The organism is Inquilinus limosus DSM 16000 (assembly GCF_000423185.1).
In the GTDB taxonomy this organism is placed as follows: Bacteria; Pseudomonadota; Alphaproteobacteria; order DSM-16000; family Inquilinaceae; genus Inquilinus; species Inquilinus limosus.
On sequence record NZ_AUHM01000001.1, the window covers coordinates 597,825 to 619,763 of the forward strand.

Consider the following 21,939-nt stretch of genomic DNA (forward strand, 5'->3'; position numbering starts at 1 on the left):
GTGACGACCGCCACCAACCGCCGCGTCATCCGGGCGCCGCACGGGCCGGAGAAGAGCTGCCGCACCTGGCAGGCCGAAGCCGCGATGCGGATGCTGATGAACAACCTCGACCCCGACGTGGCCGAGAGCCCGGACGAGTTGGTGGTCTATGGCGGCATCGGCAAGGCGGCCCGCAACTGGCAGTCCTTCGACACCATCATCCGCACGCTGAAGGACCTGGCGCCGGACGAGACGCTGCTGGTCCAGTCCGGCAAGCCGGTCGGCGTGTTCCGCACCCATGAGGACGCGCCGCGGGTGCTGATCGCCAACTCCAACCTCGTTCCCGCCTGGGCGACCTGGGAGCATTTCCGCGCGCTCGCGGCCAAGGGGCTGATGATGTACGGCCAGATGACGGCCGGCTCCTGGATCTATATCGGCAGCCAGGGCATCGTGCAGGGCACCTACGAGACCTTCGCCGAGGTCGGCCGCCAGCACTATGGCGGCGACTTGAAGGGCCGCTGGATCCTGACCGGCGGCCTCGGCGGCATGGGCGGGGCGCAGCCGCTGGCGGCGACCATGGCCGGCGCCTCGATGATCGCGGTCGAATGCCAGGCCAGCCGGATCGAGCGCCGCCTCGCCACCCGCTATCTCGACCGCAAGGCCGAGAGCCTGGACCAAGCGATGGCGATCATCCGCGAGGCCAAAGGCCAAGGCAAAGCTGTCTCCGTCGGCCTGCTCGGCAACGCCGCGGAGGTGTTCCCGGAGATCGTGCGTCGTGCCAAGGCCGACCCGGCCTGGCGCCCGGACGCGGTGACCGACCAGACCTCGGCGCACGACCCGCTGAACGGCTACCTGCCGGCGGGATGGAGCTGGGCCGAGGCGGAGGAGCGGCGCCGCACCGACCCCGAAGCCGTGGTGCGCGCGGCCAAGGAGAGCATGGCGACGCATGTCCGGGCGATGCTGGACTTCCACGCCATGGGCGTCCCGACGCTCGACTACGGCAACAACATCCGCCAGATGGCGCAGGACATGGGCGTCGAGAACGCCTTCGACTTCCCCGGCTTCGTCCCGGCCTATATCCGCCCGCTGTTCTGCCGCGGCATCGGCCCGTTTCGCTGGGCCGCCCTGTCCGGCGACCCGGAGGACATCTACCGGACCGACCAGCGGGTGAAGGAGCTGATCCCCGACGACCCGCATCTGCACAACTGGCTCGACATGGCCCGCCATCGCATCGCCTTCCAGGGCCTGCCGGCGCGGATCTGCTGGGTCGGCCTCGGCCAGCGCGCCCGGCTCGGCCTCGCCTTCAACGAGATGGTGGCGAAGGGCGAGCTGAAGGCGCCGATCGTGATCGGCCGCGACCATCTCGACTCCGGCTCGGTCGCCAGCCCGAACCGCGAGACCGAGGCGATGCAGGACGGGTCCGACGCCGTCTCCGACTGGCCGCTGCTGAACGCGCTGCTCAACACCGCCTCGGGCGCCAGCTGGGTCAGCCTGCATCACGGCGGCGGCGTCGGCATGGGCTACAGCCAGCATGCCGGCATGGTGATCGTCGCCGACGGCACGCCGGAGGCGGCGCGGCGGCTGGAGCGGGTGTTGACCAACGACCCCGGAACCGGCGTCATGCGGCATGCCGATGCGGGCTACGACATCGCCCGCGACTGCGCCCGCGAGCAGGGCCTGAAGCTGCCGATGCTGGAGGATAGCCATGGATGACGGAATCGTTGACGCCGACGGCATCGTCCGCGACCAGGCGGAGCTGCGCAGCCGCTACGCCGAGCCCAGCGAGCTGGTCCGCAACAAGCTGCTGAACCGGATCGACCGGCACGCCCGCACCTTCATCGGCCTGTCGCCCTTCCTGGTGATCGCCACGGCCGGGGCGGACGGCAGCGCCGACGCCTCGCCCCGCGGCGACGCGCCCGGCTTCGTCACCGTGGCCGACGAGAAGACCCTGCTGATCCCCGACCGGCGCGGCAACAACCTGTGCGACAGCCTGTCGAACGTGATCGAGAACCCGAAGGTCGGGCTGGTCTTCTTCGTCCCCGGCGTCAACGAGACGCTGCGGGTCAACGGCGCCGCCGTGATCACCACCGATCCGGCGGTGCTGCAGCCGATGGCGGTCGACGGCAAGGTCCCGACCACGGCCCTCCGGGTCACGGTCGACCAGCTGTACTTCCACTGCGGCAAGGCGCTGATCCGGTCCCGTCTGTGGGACCCGGCGGCGCAGATCGAACGCGGCAGCTTCCCGACCTTGGGCAAGATCCTGGCCGACCAGATCAAGGGCGTCGACACCGCCGAGGCCGATGCCCGGCTCGAAAACTCCTACCGGAACCATCTGTACTGACATGGCCGACATCACCTTCACCGCCGGCCGGCTGACGCTGCCGCAGCTCCGCGCCATCGCCCGCACCGACGCCGCGGTGCGGCTCGACCCCGCCTGCCGGCCGGAGGTCGAGGCCGGGGCCGCCGCCGTCGCCGCGATCGTCGACGAGAACCGCACCGCCTACGGCGTCAACACCGGCTTCGGCAAGCTGGCCCAGACCCGGATCCCGACCGAGCGGCTGCAGCAGCTGCAGACCAACCTGGTGCTGTCGCACGCCACCGGCACCGGCCCGCTGCTGAACGATGCCGTGGTCCGGCTGATCCTGGCGCTCAAACTCAACGGCCTGGCCCGCGGCCGGTCCGGCGTGCGCTGGGTGGTGATCGAGGCGCTGCAGGCGCTGCTCGACGCCCGCGCCTATCCCTGCATCCCGGCCAAGGGCTCGGTCGGCGCCTCGGGCGACCTCGCCCCCCTCGCCCATCTCTCGGCGGCGCTGCTCGGCGAAGGCGAGATCCGGCTGCGCGGCAAGCGCTGGCCGGCCACCGACGCGCTGCGCCAGATCGGCCTGTCGCCGCTGACCCTGGCGCCCAAGGAGGGCCTGGCCCTGCTGAACGGCACCCAGGTCTCCACCGCCCTCGCCCTGATGGGCCTGTTCGCGGCGGAGGAGGTCTTCGCCGCCGGCCTCGTCGCCGGCGCCATGTCGATCGACGCCGCCCGCGCCTCCGACGCGCCCTTCGATCCACGCATCCACGAATGGCGCGGCCAGCCGGGCCAGATCGAGGTGGCGGCGGTGCTGCGCGGCCTGCTGGCGGGCAGCGCCATCCGCGCCTCGCATATCGAGAACGACGACCGGGTGCAGGACCCCTACTCCCTGCGCTGCCAGCCGCAGGTCATGGGTGCCTGCCTCGACCAGATCCGCCACGCGGCGCGGGTTCTCGAAATCGAGGCCAACGCCGTCTCCGACAACCCGCTGGTGTTCCCGGAATCGGGCGACGTCATCTCCGGCGGCAACTTCCATGCCGAGCCGGTGGCCTTCGCCGCCGACAACCTGGCGCTGGCGATCGCCGAGATCGGCGCGATCTCGGAGCGGCGCATCGCCCTCCTGACCGACTCCAACCTCTCCGGCCTGCCGCCTTTCCTGGTGGCCGATCCGGGGGTCAACTCCGGCTTCATGATCGCCCATGTCACCGCGGCCGCTTTGGCCAGCGAGAACAAGAGCCTGGCGCATCCGAGCTCGGTCGACAGCCTGCCCACCTCGGCCAACCAGGAGGACCATGTGTCGATGGCGACCCATGCCGGACGCCGCCTGGCCGACATGGCCGAGAACACCGCGGCGATCGTCGGGGTCGAGCTGCTGGCCGCGGCCCAGGGCATCGACTTCCTCCGCCCGCTGCGCAGCGCCGAGCGGATCGAGGCCGCGGTCGCCGCGGTCCGGGCCAGGGTGAAGGCCTGGGACGCCGACCGCTACTTCGCGCCGGACATCGAGGCCGCCAAGGCCCTGGTCCGGGCCGGCACCTTCCTGCCCTATGCGCCCGGCCTGCTGCCGAGCATCCTGGAGGCCGCGTAATGGACGCCTTCCGCCTGCACCGGGGCACCGCCCCCCTGCTGCTGAGCATCCCGCATGTCGGCACCGCGGTGCCGGAGGCGATCCGGGCGAGGTTCACGCCGGAAGGGCAGCTGCTGCGTGACACCGACTGGCATCTCGACCGGCTCTACGATTTCGCCGAGGGGCTGGGCGCCAGCATCATCCAGGCGGTGCAGTCGCGCTATGTCATCGACCTGAACCGCCCTGCGGACGACCAGAGCCTGTATCCCGGCCAGGCGACCACCGGCCTGTGCTCGACCATCGACTTCGACGGCAGGCCGCTGTATCGGCCGGGCGAGGAGCCGGACGCGGCGGAGATCGCCACCCGGGTGGAGACGGTGTGGAAGCCCTATCACGCAGCGCTGGCGAGGGAGCTGGAGCGGATCAGGGCCCAGCACGGCTACGCCCTGCTCTATGACGCGCATTCGATCCGCTCGCGGGTGCCGCGGCTGTTCGACCGGCTGCTGCCCGACCTCAATCTCGGCAGCAACGGCGGCGCTACGACGGCGCCTGCCTTGAAGGAGCGGATCGCGGAGATCTGCCGCACGGCCGAGGGCTTCACCCATGTCGTCGACGGCCGCTTCAAGGGCGGGTACATCACCCGCCACTACGGGCAGCCGGAGCGGAACGTGCACGCGCTGCAGATGGAGCTGGCGCAGCGCCACTACATGGACGAGGACCCGCCCTTCGCCTACCGGCCGGACGTGGCGCCGCCGCTGAAGGCGGTGCTGCGCCGGGTGCTCGGAGCGATGCTGGACTGGACGCCGTGAGCAGCGCCCTGTCGCCGATCGAGCTGTGGCTCGGCCGCTGGGAGCTGGAGGCGGATGGCGAGGCGATCGAGCGCAACGGCGCCCATGTCGCCTTCGTCCGTCGCGGCGACCGGCGGGCGGTGCTGAAGGTGCTGAAGCCGAACAGCGACGAGGCTCTGGGCCCGGCGATGCTCGCCCACTACCGCGGCCGCAGCGCCGTGCGGGTGCTGGGGCATGAGCAGAACGCCGTGCTGCTGGAGCGGGCGCTGCCGGGGACGGAGCTGACCGAGACCGTTCTGGCCGGCCGCGACGACGAGGCCGTCCGCATCCTTTGCGGCGTGATGGCCGACCTGCACCAGGACGCCCCGCCGCCCGGCCCCTGGCCGACGGTGGAGGACTGGGGCCGGGCCTTCGCGCGCTATCGCGCCGGCGCGCCGCATGACGAGGTTCCGCCCGCGCTGCTCGACCGGGCCGAGGCCGAGTACAGAGATCTCTGCGCCACCCAGGGCCGGCGTTTCCTGCTGCATGGCGATCTGCACCACGAGAACGTGCTGGACGGCGGCGACCGCGGCTGGCTGGTGATCGACCCCAAGGGCGTGATCGGCGAGCTGGCCTACGAGACCGGCGCCAGCCTGCGCAATCCGCACGATGCCGAGCATCTCTACCACGACCCGCGGCACATCGCCCGCCGCGTGCGGCTCTTCGCCGACGGCCTGAACCTGCCCGAGCAGCGCATCCTGCGCTGGGCCTTCGCCCAGGCGGTGCTCTCCGCCCTGTGGCATGTCGAGGACGAGGACGACGACGAATATGTCGCCGCGGCGATGGAGACCGCCGCGGCGATGCGCAGCCTGCTGCCGGGCTGACTTAGTCCGGCAGGATCGCCACCGCCCGGGTCCAGCCGGCGGAGGCGGCACGGATCTTCACCGGGAAGCAGCTGACGGTGAAACCGGTGGCGGGCAGCGCCTCCAGGTTGTGGAGCTTCTCCAGATGGCAGTAGCCGATCTCCCGGCCGGCCTTGTGGCCCTCCCAGATCAGCGAGGCGTCGCCGGTCTCCTTGAACCGCCTGGCCGTGTGGCTGAACGGCGCGTCCCAGCTCCAGCCGTCGGTGCCGACCAGGCGGATGCCCTGGCGCAGCAGGTGCAGCGTGGCGTCGCGGCCCATGCCGCAGCCGCTGTCGACATAGTCCGCCTGGCCGTAGCGGGCGCCGGCGCTGGTGTTGACCAGCACGATCTCCAGCGGGCTGAGGGTATGGCCGATCCGCTCCAGCTCCGCGTCGATCTCGTCCGGCGTCACGATGTGGCCGTCCGGCAGGTGCCGGAAGTCCAGCTTCACGCCCGGCTGGAAGCACCATTCCAGCGGCACCTCGTCGATGGTGATGGCGCGCTTCCCGCCATCCATCGTCGGGTGGTAGTGCCAGGGCGCGTCGAGATGCGTGCCGTTGTGCGTGGAGATGGCGACCCGCTCCTCCGCCCAGCCCTTGCCCTCCGGCAGCTGGTCCGGCCGCAGGCCCGGGAACACGAAGGCGATCTCGCGCGCCGTCTCGTCATGGGCGCGGTAGGTGATCGAGACCTTCTGGAACGGCGGGTCGGCCGGGACGTCGTTCTCGAGCGGGATCGAGATGTCGATGAGCTTGGGCATGAATCCGTCTCGGTTCGGGTCGAGCGTAGCGCCGGCACTGTGCCGCGACGGCGACCCGGCTGCCATTGCGAACCGCTCGCAACGAGCCTATCTGAGGATCACCCGATCCGAGAGGACATCATGCCGAGCTCCGAAGCCCGCATCGTCACCGAGCACGCCAGCAAGTACCTGCAGCAGCTGTGCAAGCATTTCGGCCACAGGATCCCGGCGACCTTCGACGCCGAGAAGGGCCACCTCACCTTCGAGATGGGCACCACGACCCTGGCGGCCGAGCCGAATCTGCTGGTGCTGCGCAACGAGTCGCCGGACGCCGCCGGGCTGGCCCGGCTGCAGGAGGTCGTCGCCTCGCATCTCGTCCGCTTCGCCTTCCGCGAGGAGCTCCAGATCGACTGGAAGCCGGTCTGATCACGGCTCCCGGCAATCCTCCGCATCGGTGCCGGCGGCGCAGAGGCCGGAGCCCTTGCCGGGCTCGTCGCACTCGCCGTCGCCCGTGAAGGGGCAGGCCGCCGGAGTCGCGGTGTTGGGGGCATCGGAGTTGCCATCCGCGGCCGAGCAGTCCGTCGCGTCGGTGCCGGGCGTGCAGAGGCCGGTGCCCCGGCCCGGCTCGTCGCATTCGCCGTCATGGGCGAACTGGCAGCTGTCGTCGCCACCAGGCGACGGCGCGGCCGGCGCCGCGGGGGCGGCGCCCTGTCCGGCCTTGCAGTCGGTCGTGTCCGTCCCGGCCGCGCAGGCGCCGGAGCCGACGCCCGGCTCGTCGCATTCGCCGTCGCGGGCGAAGGGGCAGCTGTCCGCCCCGGCCGGCGCCGCGGGCGCCGCAGGCGCAGCCGGGGCCGGAGCACTGCCGCCTTTGACCTTGCAGTCGGTGGTGTCGGTGCCGGCGGCGCAGGCGCCCGAGCCGACGCCCGGCTCGTCGCACTCGTTGTCCCGGGCGAAGGGGCAGCTGTCGTCGCCTGGCCCCTGGGCCGGTGCGGACGGGGCCGGAGCGTCCGGGGGCGCGGGTGCGGCTGCGGCACAGTCGGCCGTGTCGGTGCCGGCGGCGCAGAGGCCCGAGCCCTTGCCCGGCTCGTCGCAGCGCTGGTCGAAGGCGTAGCGGCACGAGTTCGCGGGGTCCGCCGCGGCGTCCGGCCGGCAGTCAGCGCTGTCTGTGCCGGGGGCGCAGGTGCCGTTGGCCTCGTCGCACTCGCCGTCATGGGCGAAGATGCAGGAGTTGTTGGTGCCGCCCGTGGGCGCCTGCTGCGCCACCGCGGAGAGCGGCAGCGCCAGCACGGTCGCCGCCAGCATCCAGGCCCATCTCGACGCCATGCGATGTCCCCTCCCCCGCACGCAGCTGAGCTCCTAGATACATGCAGGAGAATGGCATGACAAAGGCGCCGGCCCCGTTGCCTGGACGGAACGATCGGCGTATCAGTCACGCCCTTCGCAGGAGATCGGTTCGATGAGCACGCCCGCCCCCGTCCATGTCATCGGCGCCGGCCTGGCCGGCAGCGAAGCCGCCTGGCAGCTGGTCTCGGCCGGCGTGCCGGTGGTGCTGCACGAGATGCGGCCGGTGCGCCGGACCGAGGCTCACCAGACCGACGGCTTCGCCGAGCTGGTCTGCTCCAACTCCTTCCGCTCCGACGACGCGATGTACAACGCGGTCGGCCTGCTGCACGAGGAGATGCGGCGCTGCGGGTCGCTGATCATGCGCCATGCCGACGCCCACAAGGTGCCGGCCGGCGGTGCGCTGGCGGTCGACCGCGACGGCTTCTCCGCCGGCATCACCGCCGATCTGGCGAACCACCCGTTGGTGACAGTCGAGCGCGGCGAGGTCGCCGGCCTGCCGCCGGAGGCGTGGGACAGCGTGATCGTCGCCACCGGCCCCCTCACCTCCCCGGCCCTGGCCGAGGCGGTGCGCGGGCTGACCGGCGAGGCCGAACTGGCCTTCTTCGACGCCATCGCCCCGATCGTCCACCGCGACAGCATCGACTTCGACACCGCCTGGTTCCAGTCGCGCTACGACAAGCCCGGCCCGGGCGGCACCGGCAAGGACTACATCAACTGCCCGATGTCGAAGGAGGAGTACGAGGCCTTCATCCGCGAGCTGCTGGCCGCGCCGAAGACCGAGTTCAAGGACTGGGAGAAGGACACGCCCTATTTCGACGGCTGCCTGCCGATCGAGGTGATGGCCGAGCGCGGCCCGGACACGCTGCGCTGGGGCCCGATGAAGCCGGTCGGCCTGACCAACCCGCACAGCGATCGCCGGCCCTGGGCCGTGGTCCAGCTGCGCCAGGACAATGCGCTCGGCACGCTGTTCAACATGGTCGGCTTTCAGACCAAGATGAAATACGCCGAGCAGGTGCGGGTCTTCCGCATGATCCCGGGCCTGCAGAACGCCGAGTTCGCGCGGTTGGGCGGGCTGCACCGCAACACCTTCATCAACAGCCCGCGCGTGCTGGACCCGGCGCTGCGGCTAAAGGCGATGCCGCGGCTGCGCTTCGCCGGCCAGGTCACCGGCGTCGAGGGCTATGTCGAGAGCGCCGCGATCGGCCTCCTGGCCGGGCGGATGGCCGCGGCGGAGCGGCTGGGCCAGGCCATCATCCCGCCGCCCGTCACCACCGCGCTCGGCGCCCTGCTGAACCACATCACCGGCGGCGGCGAGGCCGAGACCTTCCAGCCGATGAACGTCAATTTCGGCCTGTTCCCGCTTCCGGAGATCCCGGAGCGGCAGCCCGGCCAGAAGAAGGTCAAGGGCCGCGACCGCAAGAGCCTGTACAGCGAGCGGGCCCTGGCCGACCTCAATCTCTGGCTCGGCCGGCGCGCGGCCGCCTGACCCGTCCTCAGGCCGTCGTCGTCTCGGGCTCGCCCTGCACGATCAGCTCCAGAACCTCCTTCTCGCTGGTCGACTTGATCAGCCGCTCGCCGACGTTGCGGCCGCGCTTGAGAACCATGATGCGGTCGCCGATCTCGAAGATGTCGGTCAGGCGGTGGCTGATGATGATCTGCGCCACGCCGTGCCGCCGCAGCTCGTCCATGGTCTCGAGCAGGCGCTCGGTGGCTGGGACCGAGAGATTCGCGGTCGGCTCGTCGAGGATCAGCACCTTCGGGTCGAAGCTGATCGCCCGGGCGATCGCGACCGATTGCTGCCGGCCGCCGGACAGGCTCTCGACCCGCTGGCGGACATGGTTGATGTCGACCTTGAGGCGCCGCATCACGTCGCCGGCCTCGGCCTCCATCCGCCGGCGGTCGACGAACCAGCCCTTGGTCGGCCAGCGGCCGAGGAAGACGTTGGCGGCGACGTCCATGTTCCCGCACAGCGCGAAGTCCTGGTAGATCATCTCGATGCCGCGGTCGCGCGAGTCGTGCGGGCCGCGGAAATGGACCTCCTCGCCCGCCACCAGGATGTCGCCGGAATCGCGCTGATAGGCGCCGGTCAGGATCTTCATCAGCGTCGACTTGCCGGCCGAGTTGTCGCCGACCAGGCCCAGGATCTCTCCCGGCATCAGCCGCAGATGCACATCCGTCAACGCCCGGATGGCGCCGAAGCTCTTGTTGATCCGCCGCATCTCGACGATCGGGGTGCCCGCCTCGGTCATGCCGTTCGCTCCCTTTGCGGTCGCAGCCGCCTGAACAGCCGCTGCAGCAGGCCCTCCTGACGCAGCCAGATGTCGCCGAGCACGGCGACGATCAGGATCAGCCCGATGAAGACGTTGATCCAGTGCTGCGGCATCACCATCGATTCCCCGCTGGGCAGGATGATCTGCAGCGACAGCAGCGCCCGGATCAGGGTGATCACGGCGGCCCCCGCCAGCGCGCCCAGGATGGTGCCGAAGCCGCCGAAGATGCTGCCGCCGCCGATGATCACGGCGGCGATGACGTCGAGTTCGCGCAGCTGCCCGGCCGACGGATTGAAGCTGCGGAAATAGGCGATGTAGACGATGCCGGCCAGCGACGCGCACATGGCGCTGAACACCAGGCTGCCGAAGCGCACCCGGTCGGTGTCGATGCCGGCATAATCGGCGGCGCGGCGGTTGCCGCCGGTGGCCAGCACCTTGTAGCCGATCACGGTTTTCGACAGCACGACGCCGGCGACGACGGCGAGGATGATCAAGACGATCGACTGGGTGCTGACGGCGCTGGCCACGGCCGACCAGACACTGCCCGGCGCCGGCTCGAGGCCGAAATAGCGCAGCACCTCGATCAGCTTGCGGCCGATCAGGTTGTAGCTCTCCGGGAACTGGCTGAGCTGGCGGCCGGCGACGAACCAGGCGGCCAGGCCTCGCGCGATGTAGAACATGCCGAGCGTGGCGACGAAGGCTGGCAGCCGCGCCTTGGTGGTCAGGAGGCCGTTAACCACGCCCGCGAGAGTCCCGGCGCAGAAGGCGGTCAGGGCCGCCAGCGGCGGCGCCACTCCCAGGAACTTCATCAGGAAGGCCGCGGTCGCGCCCGACAGCGCCAGGACCGCGCCGACCGACAGGTCGATGTCGCCATTGGCGATGACATAGGTCATGCCGACCGCCATGATCCCGATCTCGGTGAAGGCCAGCAGCAGGTTGAAGCTGTTGTCGAGGCTGCCCCAGAAGTCCGGCCGCAGATACATCCCGAGCGCCCAGAGCAGGACCATGAAGATCACCGCCGCCGCCTCGCGCTGGGTCAGGAACCACATCAGCCCCCGAGCGTGGATCTCCTGCGCCGCCATGGCCGAGCCATGCGTCTGCACGGTTTCGATCGCAACCGTCTCCACCTCCGGCACGGGCAGCGGCCGGTGGCGCAGCCGGGCCCACAGCCGGGGCACGAGCTTGCGGCGGAAGACCCAAGGCTCGATCAACACGGCGGCCAGGAGGATCAGGCCGAGGAAGACCGGCACCGCGCCCGGCGGCATCGAGGCCATCGCCTGCACCACCATCTCGCTCTTGCCGACCTTGACGACGCGCTCGATCGGGATGCCCTCGCGCAGCACCTTGTCGATCAGCACGATCAGGAGGGCGCCCATGCAGGAGCCGAGGATCCGACCGCGGCCGCCGACGATGCTGGCCCCGCCGACGACCACCGCCGAGATCACGATCAGCTCGTGGCCGACGCCGTAGCCGCTGTTGACGCCCTTGTCCTGGAACACGGTCATCATCCCAGCAAGGGTCGCGCACAGGCTCGACAGCACGAAGCCGCGGATCCGCACCCGCCGGCTGCTGATGCCGGCGTAATCCGCGGCCGTTGCGTTGCCGCCCACCGCATAGGTCTCGTAGCCCCAGCGGGTGAAGGCCAGCAGGATGCCGCCGACGACGGCCACGACCAGAAAGATCAGGATCTGGTTGTTGAAGCCCAGCGCATTGGTCTCGCCGAGTGCGAAGATCCCGACCTCGCGCGCCTTGACCTCATAGGCGATGTTCTTGCCGCCGGTCAGCCCGAGGACGAAGCCGCGGCCGATGAACAGCATGGTCAGCGTGGCGATGAAGGCGGGCACCCGGAGCACCGTGACCATCACGCCGTTCAAGAGCCCGATCAGCAGCCCGAGGGCGATGCTGGCGCCGATCGCCACACCGACGCCGAGGTCGTAATGGGTCGGCGCGAACAGGATCGAGAACAGCACGGCGACGATCGCCGTGGTCGAGCCGACCGACAGGTCGAGATCCTTGTTGACGATCACGAAGGTCATGCCGACGGCCATCACGCCGAAGCGGGAGGCGTCGCGCAGCACGCTGTGCAGCGCCGTCAGATCGCCGAAGAAGCGCGGGTTGACCTGGGTTCCGGCGAGATAGAGCGCCGCCATGACCAGGAGGAGCCCAACCTCCCAGCCATAGGCGAAACCACCGAAGCGTGTCGGCCGTGCCGGCTCGGGCGCGGTCGTGGTTGCCATGATCCCTCGATAGCTGCCGTGCCGGAACGCCCTCGCCTCCACCGTCGAGGCGAGGGCCGCACGAACCGATCGCGCCTCAGTTCTCGAAGCGCTTGCCGACCTTGTCGACGTTGCTGCTGGTCACCAGCTGCGCCTTCGTGTCGAGATCGGCGGCGGAAACGCCCCGGTCGATCTGGAGGTACAGCTGCATCACCGGCCAGAAGCCCTGCAGGAAGGGCTGCTGGCCCAGCGCGCCGTCGAGATTGCCGTTCTTGATCTGCTCCAGCTGCTTGGGCCCGAGGTCGAAGCCGTAGCTGCAGACCTTGTCGCCGATCTTGAGCTGGGCCACGGCGTCGCCGATCGCCGGGGTGACGAAGGCGTTGTTGCCCATGATGCCGACGACATCGCCGCGGCTTTCGATCAGGCTGACGATCGACCCGGTCACGTTGTTCTGGTCGACATCGATGCCGATGTTGGTCGGCCCCGCGTCGACCTTGAAGTCCTGCAGCCGGCCGGCAGCCTCCAGCGTCTTCACCGTCGCCTCGAAGGCCGCGGTGACGCGGTTGTTGACCTCGACATTGCCGAGCGTGGTCGTGCTCGGGAACAGGATGCTGCCGCTCTTGGCGCCGGAGTCGAGGACGCATTTCGCCATCGCCTCGCCGCCGATCCCGGCCGCCGACGAGTCCTGGCCGGTGTGGCTGATGCTGCTGCGGTTGTAGATCGTGGCGTCGAAGCTGTTGGTGGTGGCGACCGGGATGCCCTTGGATTCGAGCGTCTTCACCAGGTCGTCATAGGCCCCGGCCTGGGGCGTCGTCATGATGACGCCGTCGATGGTCGGATCCTGCACGATCTGGTTGAGGATCTCGAGCTCGCGCGGGATGTCGTCCACCGGCGCCTCGGAGCCGAGCATCAGCAGGTTCGCGCCGATCATGTCGGCCGCGACCTTGGCGCCGACATAGGTCGGGTCGAAGAAGCCGTTGCCGGCCGTATGGGTGACGATGGCAAAGGTCAGCTTGCCATCCTTGCTGTTGAAGTTCTTGGTGTCCGGGCTCTCCTTCGCCGCCTGGTCGAAGGTATAGCCGCCGACCGCCTTCTCCAGCATGCCGGTCTGGGCCGCCGCAGTCCCGCTGAGGGCACTCAAAAGCGCCAGGGCGCTCGCTCCCGCCAGAAGCGTACGCATCACTCTGTTCCTCCCTATTTTGTTCCGGTCATCCAGTCCCTGGCGCCGGTAATATTTTCACTCTCAGATATACTATTTGTGGGTCAAACTGACCAGCCCGGAGGCGGCACAGGACATTATCTAAGCGGATGAGCGTGCCGCTTGGTCACCCGCCGCCCCGGCGATGGCGCAGCGGGTGCCGGCACGGAGCAGACAGACGGCGCTAAGCCTCAGCTCCGCGGCGCGATCCTGACGTCGCCGAACATGACGTTGCGGGTCATCGGCCGGGCCAGGAACTCGTGCGGGAAGCCGAGGTCGACGGCGCTCGCCGCCTCCAGCCGCGCCCCCTGCTCGTCCGAGAGCACGACGTCGAGCGCGCCGAGATTGTCCTCGAGCTGCGCCACAGTCCGCGCGCCGATGATCGGCGCGGTCACGGTGGGGTTCAGCAGGGTCCAGGCCAGGGCCACCTGCGCTGGGGTCCGGCCGATCTCGGCCGCCACCGCCTTCACCTCCTCGGCGATAGCCAGGCCCCGCTCGGTCAGGGCGCCGTTGGCGGCGGCGACGTTTTTGCGCGTCCCCGCGGCCTCCGGACTGCCTCCGCCGATGCCCAGATCGGCCCGGCTGTACTTGCCGGTCAGCACGCCGCTGGCCAGCGGCGACCAGGGGACCACTCCGAGGCCCAACTCGCGCGCCATCGGGATCAGGTCACGCTCCACCGTCCGCTCGATCAAGCTGTATTCGATCTGCAGCGCGATCAGCGGCGACCAGCCGCGCAGGTCGGCGATGGTCTGCATCCGCGCCACCTGCCAGGCCGGCGCGTCGGAGATCGCGACATAGAGCACCTTGCCGGCGCGGACGACGTCATCCATGGCGCGCAGGATCTCCTCGACCGGGGTCGTGAAATCCCAGGCATGGAGGTAGAGCAGGTCGATATAGTCCGTCTGCATCCGCTGCAGGCTGCTCTCGACCGAGCGGACCAAGCTCTTGCGGTGGTTGCCGCCCGAATTCGGATCCCCGGCCCGCAGCGGCAGCGTGTATTTGGTGGCGATCACCAGCCGGTCGCGCCGGTCGGCCGCGAACTTGCCCACCAGGCGCTCGGAGCTGCCGTCGGTGTACTGGTTGGCGGTGTCGATGAAGTTGCCGCCGCGGCCGACATAGGTGTCGAAGATCCGGCGCGCCTCCGGCTCGTCGGCGCCCCAGCCCCAGTCGGTGCCGAAGGTCATGGCGCCGAGCGCCAGCGGCGAGACCCTGAGGCCGGACCGGCCGAGCAGCCGATAATGATCGAGGGACAGCGTGTCGCTCATGGTCGTCTCCTGCAGTGCTGGCCGGAAGATGGCGCGCTGACATTCGTCCATGAAGGCGGCATTATCCGCATGAGCTGTTAAGGGAATGATACACAATGCGCGGCAGCGACTATGCCGAGCTGCGGGCCTTCGCCGCCATCGCCGAGCACGGCAGCTTCGCTCGTGCCGCGGCGCAGCTGGGCCTGTCGCGATCGGCGCTGAGCCAGACCATCCGCGGGCTGGAGGAGCGGCTGGGCCTTCGGTTGCTGAACCGCACCACCCGCAGCGTGGCACCGACCGAGGCCGGGGCGCGGCTGCTGGCCGGGCTGCTGCCGGCCCTGGCCGATCTCGACGCCGCGGTCGCCAATGTCCGGGCGCTGCGCGACACGCCCGCCGGCGTCCTGCGGATCAACGCCTCGCGCATCGCCGCGATCCACCGCCTAGCGCCGCTGATCGGCCCGTTCCATGCGGCCTATCCGGACATCGCCCTCGACATCGTCGCCGAGGACCGGCTGGTCGACATCGTCGCCGAGCGCTTCGACGCCGGCCTCCGGCTCGGCGAGATGGTCGAGCGCGACATGGTCGCGGTGAAGCTGGGCGGCGAGCTCGAGCTGATGGTGGTGGCCGCCCCCTCCTATCTCGACCGCTTCGGCGCGCCCGAGACGCCGCGCGACCTGCGGCACCATCGCTGCATCAATTTCCGCTGGCCGACCGACGGCAGCCTCTACCGCTGGGAGTTCGAGCGCGGCGCGGAGAAGCTGGAGGTGGCAGTGGAAGGCCCGCTCACCGTCACCGAGCCCGAGGTTGCGATCCGGGCGGTGCTGGACGGCGTCGGCATCGGCTATCTCTTCGACCTGCAGATCCGGCCGCTGGTCGAAGCCGGCCGTATGGTGCGGCTGCTGGAGGAATGGACCCCGCCCTTCCCCGGCTTCTATCTCTATTACCCCAGTCGCCGGCAGATGCCGCCGCCGCTGCGCGCCTTCCTCGATTTCGTGCAGCGGCGGCAGGCCGCGCCTAGCGGCGGCCGGTGAACGGCTTGGTCACCGAGTCGAAGAAACTGAACAAGGCGTCGCCGGCGATCACCCCGGCTGCGACCACCTCCATCTCGCTTCGTCCCGCCTCGCCGCGCCAGCGGGTCCACAGGAAACGGATGAAGATGCCGGCCAGCACCGCCCAGCCCGCCAGAGGCGAGTTCAGCAGCAGGCCGGTCGCGAACAGGATGCCCATCTGCCGCTTCGATCCGCCGAGCCACTGGACGATCGCTCCGGGAATCGCCCACAGCGCGAGCGACCGCGCCACCTCCGGCGCCACGCCGGCGCCGATCGTGGCCGCGTAGACCCGGTCGACCGGCGGCAGCATGTCCTGCGTGAAATAGGCTTCCCAGGAGAAGTAGACGACGACGATCGCCACCAGGAATGCGACCATGGCGGCCAGCAGCTGCTGCCGCCGGCCGTCGCGCTCGAATTCCGGGTCGGCGCCGTGGCCGCGCAGGATGTGGCCGGCCTTCAGGTCGTAGCCCATGTCGGCGAAGGCCGGGCCGGTGGCGGCCGAGAAGGCGACCAGCAGCGCCAGGGCCGTCGGCGGGAAGCCGACCAGCATGCCGATGATCAGGGTGATCAGCGCCACGGCGAAGGCCGGGAACCAGCCGGAATGCATCGCCGCCAGGCCGACGATCAACTCGTGCACGAAGGCGGCGAAGGCGGCGTAGACCACGAAGGCGACCAGCATGCCCCAGGACAGCTCGGCCCACAGACCGCCGGCCGCGGCGATCAGCATGGCCAGCGCGATGTAGCCGGCGGTGCCGAGCCCGAGCGCCCGTCGCAGCGCCGCGTCGGACCGTGTGCGGCTGCCGTCGTCGGCGTCGCGGCGCAGGATCGTCGAGCCCACCTGCAGCAGCGCCACCAGCCCGGCGCCGATCATCACCCCGTGCGGGATATAGGCCTTCATCAGGTCGCCGCCCGGGATGATCCCGGCGAAGGCCTCGCCGCCGAAGATCTGGGGGGAATAGCCGCGCAGCAGCAGGCCGACGCCGAACATGGCGAGCGCCCAGATGTTGCCGATGAAGGCGATGCCAAAGGCGGACATCGGGATCTTGAAGAAGGCGCCGACGGCGCCGATGGCCACGCCGACGCCCAGCAGCGCCGCCTTGCGCCCGCCCTCGTCGCCCGCCTTGATCGCCTCGGCCGCGGCCACGCCGGGCGGCCAGGCGCCAGTGGCCGGGAACACCTTGGTGTCGAACATCCGGTACAGCAGATAGGCGTCGAGTAGCATCGCCAGGGCGACGCCGCCGAACATCGGCAGCACAAGGTCCGGCCGGCCCAGCGCATAGGGAATGCCGATCGGCAGCAAGAGGCTGTTGGCGGCGCCGAAGGTGGCGCCGGAGATCGCGCTCTGCGCCAGGTTCTGGACGTGGATCGAGCGGTAGCGGGCGAACAGGCCCAGCGGGATGCGCGCCAGCACCATGGCCGCCAGGGCGCCGATCAGCGAGGTGTTCGCCGAGACGCCGAGGCTGACCAGGATCTGCATGCCGATGATGGCGCCGAAGACGCAGAGCAGGACGATCAGGGCGAGGGTCGCGGGCTCGAACACGCTGGGGTGCCGGCGGCTGGTCGCCGCCGGAACCGCGGGCGCCGCGGTCGGGTCCGCGGTCAGGTCGTGCTGCATGAAACCTCCTGGTGGGGCCGCTTGGCCGCGGCCTTGATCTCGTGATGCGGGCTCTTGGGCGTGCCCCTAACGAAAGGGCCGCGCATCGCCTGGATGCGCGGCCCGCAGCTCATGCGGCCTTGGCGGCGTCGGCCGGTGCCGAGACCAACCCGTCGCCGATGTCGCGATCCAGCGCCGCCCGCGGCCGTTCCGCCGGGTCGCCGTAGCCGGCGCCGCCGGCCAGGACGATCTCGACGATCTCGTCCGGCTTGGCCAGCTGCACCAGCTCGCCGGTGCCGCAGTCGCGCAGAATCTGCCCCTGCGTGTCGCGCACCACGCCGCGCGCGCCGCCGCCCGGCGCCCCGCCGAACAGGCCGGGGTTGCTCGACTTCACCCCCTCCGGATAGACGGCGACGAAGGTGGTCAGCCCGTCATCGGCCAGCTTGCGCAGCGAGACTCGCTGACCCAGCCCGCCGCGATGGCGCCCCGGCCCCCCGGAGTCCCGGACATAGGTCTTCTCCAGCACCAGCACCGGGACACGCGTCTCGAACAGTTCGACCGAAGTGTTAGCGGCCGAGGTCGGCCACAGCAGGCCCGACTTGCCGTCGCCATGCGACGAGGCGCCCTGCCCGCCGCCCATGAACAGCATGTCGGAATAGGTCGCGCCCACCGCGTCGCGGCCGTAGATGGTCGCGGCCACCGGCAGGCCGGTGAAGGCCTGCACCTTGTCCGGCGCCGCCTCGGCCAAAGCACGGAAGATGTTCGGCGCGATGTACCAGCCGGTGCGGGTGCGCAGGTTCACCGCCATCGGCTTGGTGGCGTTCAGGATCGACCCTTCCGGCGCCTTCACCTCGAACGGCCGGTAGCAGCCGGCATTGCCGCGGACATTCGGCGTCAGCATGCATTTCAGCGGATAGGTCGCATGCGCCGCGGTGTAGTTCAGCGTGCAGTTCAGCCCGCCTTGCGGCAACTGCGCCGGTGCGCCTTCGAAATCGAGGGTGATGCGGTCGCCTTCGATGGTCAGCGCCAGCGGATAGCGCAACCGCTCGCCAAGCGGGTTGTTCTCGATCTCCGACCGGTAGACGCCGTCCGGCAGGGCGGCGATCGCCTCGCGCATCGCCTTCTCGGACCGCCCCTGCACCACCGCGGCCAGGGCCCGCAGGTCCTGCATCCCGTATTCGCGCATGAAGGCGACGAGACGATCGGCGCCCAGCGCGTTGGCGGCGACGAAGGAATGGATGTCGCCCGTCACCTGCCCGGGGTTGCGCACATTCTCCGCCAGCAGGCGGAACAGCGTCGCGTTCGGCCGCCCTTCCTCCACCAGCTTCATCGGCGGGATCTGGAATCCCTCCTCGTAGATTTCCCGCGCCCGCAGGCTGTCCTTGGTGCCGCCGATGTCGGAGACATGGCCGACCGTGCCCATCAGCCCGACCAGCCGGCCCTCGAGGAACACCGGCGTGACCACGGCGATGTCGAACAGGTGCCCGGCGCAGAGCCAGGGGTCGTTGGTGACCAGCACGTCGCCCGGCCGCAGCGTCTCCGCCGGGTATTCGGCCAGCAGCGCCTTCACCGCGCGCGGCAGGGTCAGGTTGAACACCGGCATCGCCCGCGGCGAATGCGCCAGCGTCTCGCCCTCGGGGTCCAGCAGCTCGCAGGCGAAGTCCTGGGCCTCGGAGATCACCAGCGAGAAGGCGGTGCGGCAGACCGTCAGCCACATCTCCTCGACCACGGTGACCAGGCGGCTCCACATGATCTCCAGCGCGATCGGGTCGGCCTCGATCCGCGCGATCGCCTCGGGCAGCGGCATCTCGGCCGTGACCAGCGCCTGGACCGGCGCGGCGACGCCGATGGCGATGCGCAGGTTCAGGCTCTCGTCGACCCGCACGACATCGCCCGGCGGCACGATGGTGGTGGATTCCCGCTCCTCGATGATCGCCGGGCCTTCGATCCGGTCGCCCGGCACCAGGGCGTAGCGGTCATAGACCACCGCTTCGACCGCGCCCTCGGCGAAGCGAGCCAGCCGCGTGCCCTTGCGCTTGGCCGCGGCGTCGCCGCCGCCGGCCGCGCCGGTCAGCGACAGCGTCGGGGTCGGGCCAAGGCAGCGGACGCGGAAGTTGATCGCCTCGATCTCGGCCCCGCGATACAGCGAGGTGTAGCGGGCGGTGTAGACCTCGGCGAAGGCGGTGTGGATCGCCTCCAGGCTGCCGGCGCCGATCGGACCGGACGGCAGCGGCACGGCGATCTCGTGCATCTGGCCGGTCAGCCGCATGTCGGCGCTGCGCTCGACCGTGACCGCCGCCGCATCTACGCCCGCCTCGGCCAGCCGCCGCCGGCCCTCGGCCTCCAGTTCGGCCAGCACGCCGTTCACGGCCTCGGCGTCGAAGTCGCCCGAGAAGCGCACCGGATGCGACCGCACCAGCTCGAAGGACAGCGGGGCCGCGAGAAAGCCCAGCGCCGAGGCCGCGCCGGACGCCGGCGGGATGATCACCTCGGCCACGCCCAGGATCCGCGCCACCCCGGCGGCATGGGCCGGGCCGGCACCGCCGAAGCCGACCATGGCGTAGCGGCGCGGATCCTTGCCCTTCTCGACCAGATGCACCCGGGCGGCGGCAGCCATGCTCTCGGTCACCACCTTGTGGATGCCCCAGGCCGCCTCCTCGACTGACAGGCCGAGCGGTTCCGCGACGCGCGCGACCGCGGCCTCGGCCGCCGCCTTGTCCAGCGCCATGCGGCCGCCCAGGAAGAAGCCCGGATCGTAGTAGCCCAGCACCAAATTGGCGTCGGTCACCGTCGGCTCGATCCCACCCTTGCCGTAGCAGGCCGGGCCGGGGTCGGAGCCGGCGGAATGCGGCCCGACGCGCAGCAGCCCGACCTCGTCGATCGAGGCGATCGACCCGCCGCCGGCGCCGATTTCGATCATGTCGATCACCGGCGCCTTGATCGGCAGGCCCGAACCCTTCTTGAAGCGGTGCACCCGCCCCGCCTCCATCATCGGCGCGATCTCGGCGCGGCCATCCTCGATCATGCAGGCCTTGGCGGTGGTGCCGCCCATGTCGAAGGAGATGACGTCGGCCTTGCCGGCCAGCGCGCCGAACAGCGCCGTCGCCAGGCCGCCGCCGGCCGGGCCGGATTCGAGCAGCCGGATCGGGAAGGCACGAGCCGTCTCCGGCGCCACCAACCCGCCGGCGGAATGCATCAGCCGCAGCGTGCCGGCGAAGCCGCGCGCCGCCAACTCCCGCTCCAGCCGCTGCAGGTAGCGGTCCATCAGCGGCTGCACATAGGCGTTGGCGCAGGTGGTGACGCAGCGCTGGTACTCCCACAGCTCGGCCACAATCTCGGAGGACAGCGACATGGCCAGCTGCGGGAACTCGGCGCGGGCGATCTCGCCGACGATCCGCTCATGCTCCGGGTTGCGGTAGGAATGCAGGAAGCAGACGGCGACGGCCTCGACGCCCTCCGCCGCCAGCCGCCGGAGGGCAATGCGGACCGCCTCGCGGTCCAGCGGCTCGACCACTGTGCCGTCGCGGTCCACACGCTCCGGCACCTCCAGCCGCAGCCGGCGGGCCACCAGTAGCTCCGGGAACTGCAGGAACAGGTCGTAGATGTCGTAGCGCTGCTCCGTGCCCATCTCCAGCACGTCGCGGAATCCCCGGGTCGTGATCAGCCCCAGCTTCGCGCCCTTGCGCTCGATCACCGCGTTGGTGACCAGGGTCGTGCCGTGCACCATCTCGCCGACATCCGCCAGCCGGATGCCGGCCATCGCCACCAGCTCCTCGATCCCGATCAGCGCCGCCTCGGACGGGTCGTGCGGCGTGGTCAGCCGCTTGTGCAGCTTCACCGAGCGCCCCTCGCCGTCATAGAGGATGAAGTCGGTGAAGGTGCCGCCGATGTCGAAGCCGATGCGCCAGCGCGTCGCCTGCATGTCGATCCGTTCCTTGGTTACGCTGCGGTGGCCGAGATCGCGGCCTGCCAGTTCGGGTCGCCGGCCAGGGCCGCGACCTCTCGTGCCCCGGCCAGCAGCCGGGCGATGATGTCCTCCCGCTCCTCCGCCGTGACGGTGGACACCGGGTAGGCGATGCAGAGGCTGACCGCCTCGCCCGTCTCGGGCGACCCGACGGCGGCGGCGATCGCGCCGACGCCGCGGTTGGCCTCGTCATGCGATTCCGCGAAGCCGCGGCGGCGGACCTGCTCCAGCCGCTCCAGCAGCTCCGCCAGGTTCTGCGGCGCGGTCGGCGATACCGGCTGCCATGGATCGGGGAACAGCGCCCGGACCTGATCATTCGACAGCCGGGCCAGCAGCGACCGGCCGGTGGCGCTGGAATGGGCCGCCAGCGGCCGGCCGACCGGCGTGGCGACGCGCAGCACATTGGTGCCGGGGTGGTAGGTCAGGCCGGTCACCTCGCCGCCGTCGCGGATCGAGACATAGCCGGTGTGGCCCACGGCGGCGACGATCCGGGCCACCACCGCATCCGCCCGGCCGACCAGCGACGAGGTGGCGCTGAACAGGTGCCCGACACCGACGACCAAGGCACCGGGGCGGTAGCGCTTGGTCTCACCGACAGCCTCCAGGAACCCGGCATCACGCATCGCCCGCAGCAGGCGGGAGATGTTGCTCTTCGGCTGGGACAGCAGCGATGCCGCCTCGGTCACCGTGATCTCGGTGCGGGTGGTGGAGAAGCAGCGCAGGACAGCGGCGGCGCTTTCGAGCGTGGTCATGAAGCCAACCCATAGTTCCATTTTTTGGAACTGTGCTTTCGAATAATGAAACTCTAGCAAC

The 21,939-nt window shown here is 70.4% G+C and carries 17 protein-coding genes; 8 read left to right on the forward strand and 9 right to left on the reverse strand.

From position 1 onward, the window contains the following. The 5 genes from hutU to G537_RS36150 are packed head-to-tail and all read left to right on the forward strand — an operon-like array spanning position 1 to position 5,493. Positions 1-1,692 (forward strand): urocanate hydratase, encoded by a 1,692-nt coding sequence (hutU, locus tag G537_RS0102950; RefSeq protein WP_026868831.1) that lies wholly within the window; start codon positions 1-3, stop codon positions 1,690-1,692. Further along, positions 1,685-2,320 carry a pyridoxamine 5'-phosphate oxidase family protein gene (locus G537_RS0102955; RefSeq protein WP_034850374.1) on the forward strand — a complete coding sequence of 212 codons (636 nt, stop codon included), beginning with the start codon at positions 1,685-1,687 and terminating at the stop codon, positions 2,318-2,320. The genes hutU and G537_RS0102955 overlap by 8 nt, the downstream gene beginning before the upstream one ends. A gap of 1 nt (position 2,321) precedes the next feature. Continuing rightward, positions 2,322-3,863 (forward strand): histidine ammonia-lyase, encoded by a 1,542-nt coding sequence (gene hutH / locus G537_RS0102960; protein WP_026868833.1) that lies wholly within the window; start codon positions 2,322-2,324, stop codon positions 3,861-3,863. Further along, positions 3,863-4,651, forward strand: coding sequence for an N-formylglutamate deformylase (hutG, locus tag G537_RS0102965; protein WP_026868834.1), 789 nt, complete (start codon positions 3,863-3,865; stop codon positions 4,649-4,651). Before hutH ends, hutG begins: the two co-directional genes overlap by 1 nt. Further along, complete coding sequence (locus tag G537_RS36150) at positions 4,648-5,493, forward strand: aminoglycoside phosphotransferase family protein (protein WP_051247736.1); 846 nt, start codon at positions 4,648-4,650, stop codon at positions 5,491-5,493. The genes hutG and G537_RS36150 overlap by 4 nt, the downstream gene beginning before the upstream one ends. Before the next feature lies 1 nt (position 5,494). On the opposite strand, the gene G537_RS0102975 is transcribed toward G537_RS36150, so the two are convergent. Continuing rightward, entirely contained in the window at positions 5,495-6,268 is a 774-nt protein-coding gene (locus G537_RS0102975; protein WP_026868835.1) for a cyclase family protein, read from the reverse strand. A 120-nt stretch (positions 6,269-6,388) separates the two neighbouring features. Between G537_RS0102975 and G537_RS0102980 the strand changes: the two genes are divergently transcribed. Next, positions 6,389-6,673, forward strand: a complete 285-nt coding sequence (locus G537_RS0102980; RefSeq protein ID WP_026868836.1) for a DUF2218 domain-containing protein — start codon at positions 6,389-6,391, stop codon at positions 6,671-6,673. Here G537_RS0102980 and G537_RS43465 read toward each other — a convergent pair whose 3' ends face one another. Continuing rightward, positions 6,674-7,570, reverse strand: coding sequence for a hypothetical protein (locus G537_RS43465; RefSeq protein ID WP_155888474.1), 897 nt, complete (start codon positions 7,568-7,570; stop codon positions 6,674-6,676). A gap of 133 nt (positions 7,571-7,703) precedes the next feature. On the opposite strand from G537_RS43465, the gene trmFO reads away from it, so the two are divergent. Further along, entirely contained in the window at positions 7,704-9,077 is a 1,374-nt protein-coding gene (gene trmFO / locus G537_RS0102990) for a methylenetetrahydrofolate--tRNA-(uracil(54)-C(5))-methyltransferase (FADH(2)-oxidizing) TrmFO (RefSeq protein WP_026868838.1), read from the forward strand. Between the two features lie 7 nt (positions 9,078-9,084). On the opposite strand, the gene G537_RS0102995 is transcribed toward trmFO, so the two are convergent. From G537_RS0102995 to G537_RS0103010, 4 genes are all read right to left on the reverse strand, one after another. Beyond that, on the reverse strand, positions 9,085-9,840 hold the full coding sequence (locus G537_RS0102995; RefSeq protein ID WP_026868839.1) for an ATP-binding cassette domain-containing protein: 756 nt from the start codon (positions 9,838-9,840) through the stop codon (positions 9,085-9,087). Beyond that, positions 9,837-12,098, reverse strand: a complete 2,262-nt coding sequence (locus tag G537_RS0103000) for an ABC transporter permease (protein ID WP_026868840.1) — start codon at positions 12,096-12,098, stop codon at positions 9,837-9,839. The genes G537_RS0102995 and G537_RS0103000 overlap by 4 nt, the downstream gene beginning before the upstream one ends. A gap of 76 nt (positions 12,099-12,174) precedes the next feature. After that, entirely contained in the window at positions 12,175-13,257 is a 1,083-nt protein-coding gene (locus G537_RS0103005) for a substrate-binding domain-containing protein (RefSeq protein ID WP_155888475.1), read from the reverse strand. Positions 13,258-13,466: 209 nt separating this feature from the next. Then, positions 13,467-14,540 (reverse strand): aldo/keto reductase, encoded by a 1,074-nt coding sequence (locus G537_RS0103010; RefSeq protein WP_026868842.1) that lies wholly within the window; start codon positions 14,538-14,540, stop codon positions 13,467-13,469. A 95-nt stretch (positions 14,541-14,635) separates the two neighbouring features. Between G537_RS0103010 and G537_RS0103015 the strand changes: the two genes are divergently transcribed. After that, positions 14,636-15,550 carry a LysR family transcriptional regulator gene (locus tag G537_RS0103015; RefSeq protein WP_026868843.1) on the forward strand — a complete coding sequence of 305 codons (915 nt, stop codon included), beginning with the start codon at positions 14,636-14,638 and terminating at the stop codon, positions 15,548-15,550. Here G537_RS0103015 and G537_RS0103020 read toward each other — a convergent pair. From G537_RS0103020 to G537_RS0103030, 3 genes are all read right to left on the reverse strand, one after another. Then, positions 15,534-17,183, reverse strand: coding sequence for an OPT/YSL family transporter (locus tag G537_RS0103020; RefSeq protein WP_051247738.1), 1,650 nt, complete (start codon positions 17,181-17,183; stop codon positions 15,534-15,536). The genes G537_RS0103015 and G537_RS0103020 overlap by 17 nt on opposite strands. 109 nt (positions 17,184-17,292) lie before the next feature. Beyond that, positions 17,293-21,084: a hydantoinase B/oxoprolinase family protein gene (locus tag G537_RS0103025; protein ID WP_026868845.1), complete on the reverse strand. Its 3,792-nt coding sequence runs from the start codon at positions 21,082-21,084 to the stop codon at positions 17,293-17,295. 17 nt (positions 21,085-21,101) lie between these two features. After that, entirely contained in the window at positions 21,102-21,878 is a 777-nt protein-coding gene (locus G537_RS0103030; RefSeq protein ID WP_026868846.1) for an IclR family transcriptional regulator, read from the reverse strand. Between the last annotated feature and the right edge of the window lie 61 nt (positions 21,879-21,939).

Coding starts and splice junctions, on each gene's coding strand:
- G537_RS0102955 (WP_034850374.1), top strand. CDS start 1,685: ATGGATGACGGAATCGTTGACGCCGACGGCATCGTCCGCGACCAGGCG.
- hutH (WP_026868833.1), top strand. CDS start 2,322: ATGGCCGACATCACCTTCACCGCCGGCCGGCTGACGCTGCCGCAGCTC.
- hutG (WP_026868834.1), top strand. CDS start 3,863: ATGGACGCCTTCCGCCTGCACCGGGGCACCGCCCCCCTGCTGCTGAGC.
- G537_RS0102975 (WP_026868835.1), bottom strand. CDS start 6,268: ATGCCCAAGCTCATCGACATCTCGATCCCGCTCGAGAACGACGTCCCG.
- G537_RS0102980 (WP_026868836.1), top strand. CDS start 6,389: ATGCCGAGCTCCGAAGCCCGCATCGTCACCGAGCACGCCAGCAAGTAC.
- G537_RS43465 (WP_155888474.1), bottom strand. CDS start 7,570: ATGGCGTCGAGATGGGCCTGGATGCTGGCGGCGACCGTGCTGGCGCTG.
- trmFO (WP_026868838.1), top strand. CDS start 7,704: ATGAGCACGCCCGCCCCCGTCCATGTCATCGGCGCCGGCCTGGCCGGC.
- G537_RS0102995 (WP_026868839.1), bottom strand. CDS start 9,840: ATGACCGAGGCGGGCACCCCGATCGTCGAGATGCGGCGGATCAACAAG.
- G537_RS0103000 (WP_026868840.1), bottom strand. CDS start 12,098: ATGGCAACCACGACCGCGCCCGAGCCGGCACGGCCGACACGCTTCGGT.
- G537_RS0103005 (WP_155888475.1), bottom strand. CDS start 13,257: ATGCGTACGCTTCTGGCGGGAGCGAGCGCCCTGGCGCTTTTGAGTGCC.
- G537_RS0103010 (WP_026868842.1), bottom strand. CDS start 14,540: ATGAGCGACACGCTGTCCCTCGATCATTATCGGCTGCTCGGCCGGTCC.
- G537_RS0103015 (WP_026868843.1), top strand. CDS start 14,636: ATGCGCGGCAGCGACTATGCCGAGCTGCGGGCCTTCGCCGCCATCGCC.
- G537_RS0103020 (WP_051247738.1), bottom strand. CDS start 17,183: ATGCAGCACGACCTGACCGCGGACCCGACCGCGGCGCCCGCGGTTCCG.
- G537_RS0103025 (WP_026868845.1), bottom strand. CDS start 21,084: ATGCAGGCGACGCGCTGGCGCATCGGCTTCGACATCGGCGGCACCTTC.
- G537_RS0103030 (WP_026868846.1), bottom strand. CDS start 21,878: ATGACCACGCTCGAAAGCGCCGCCGCTGTCCTGCGCTGCTTCTCCACC.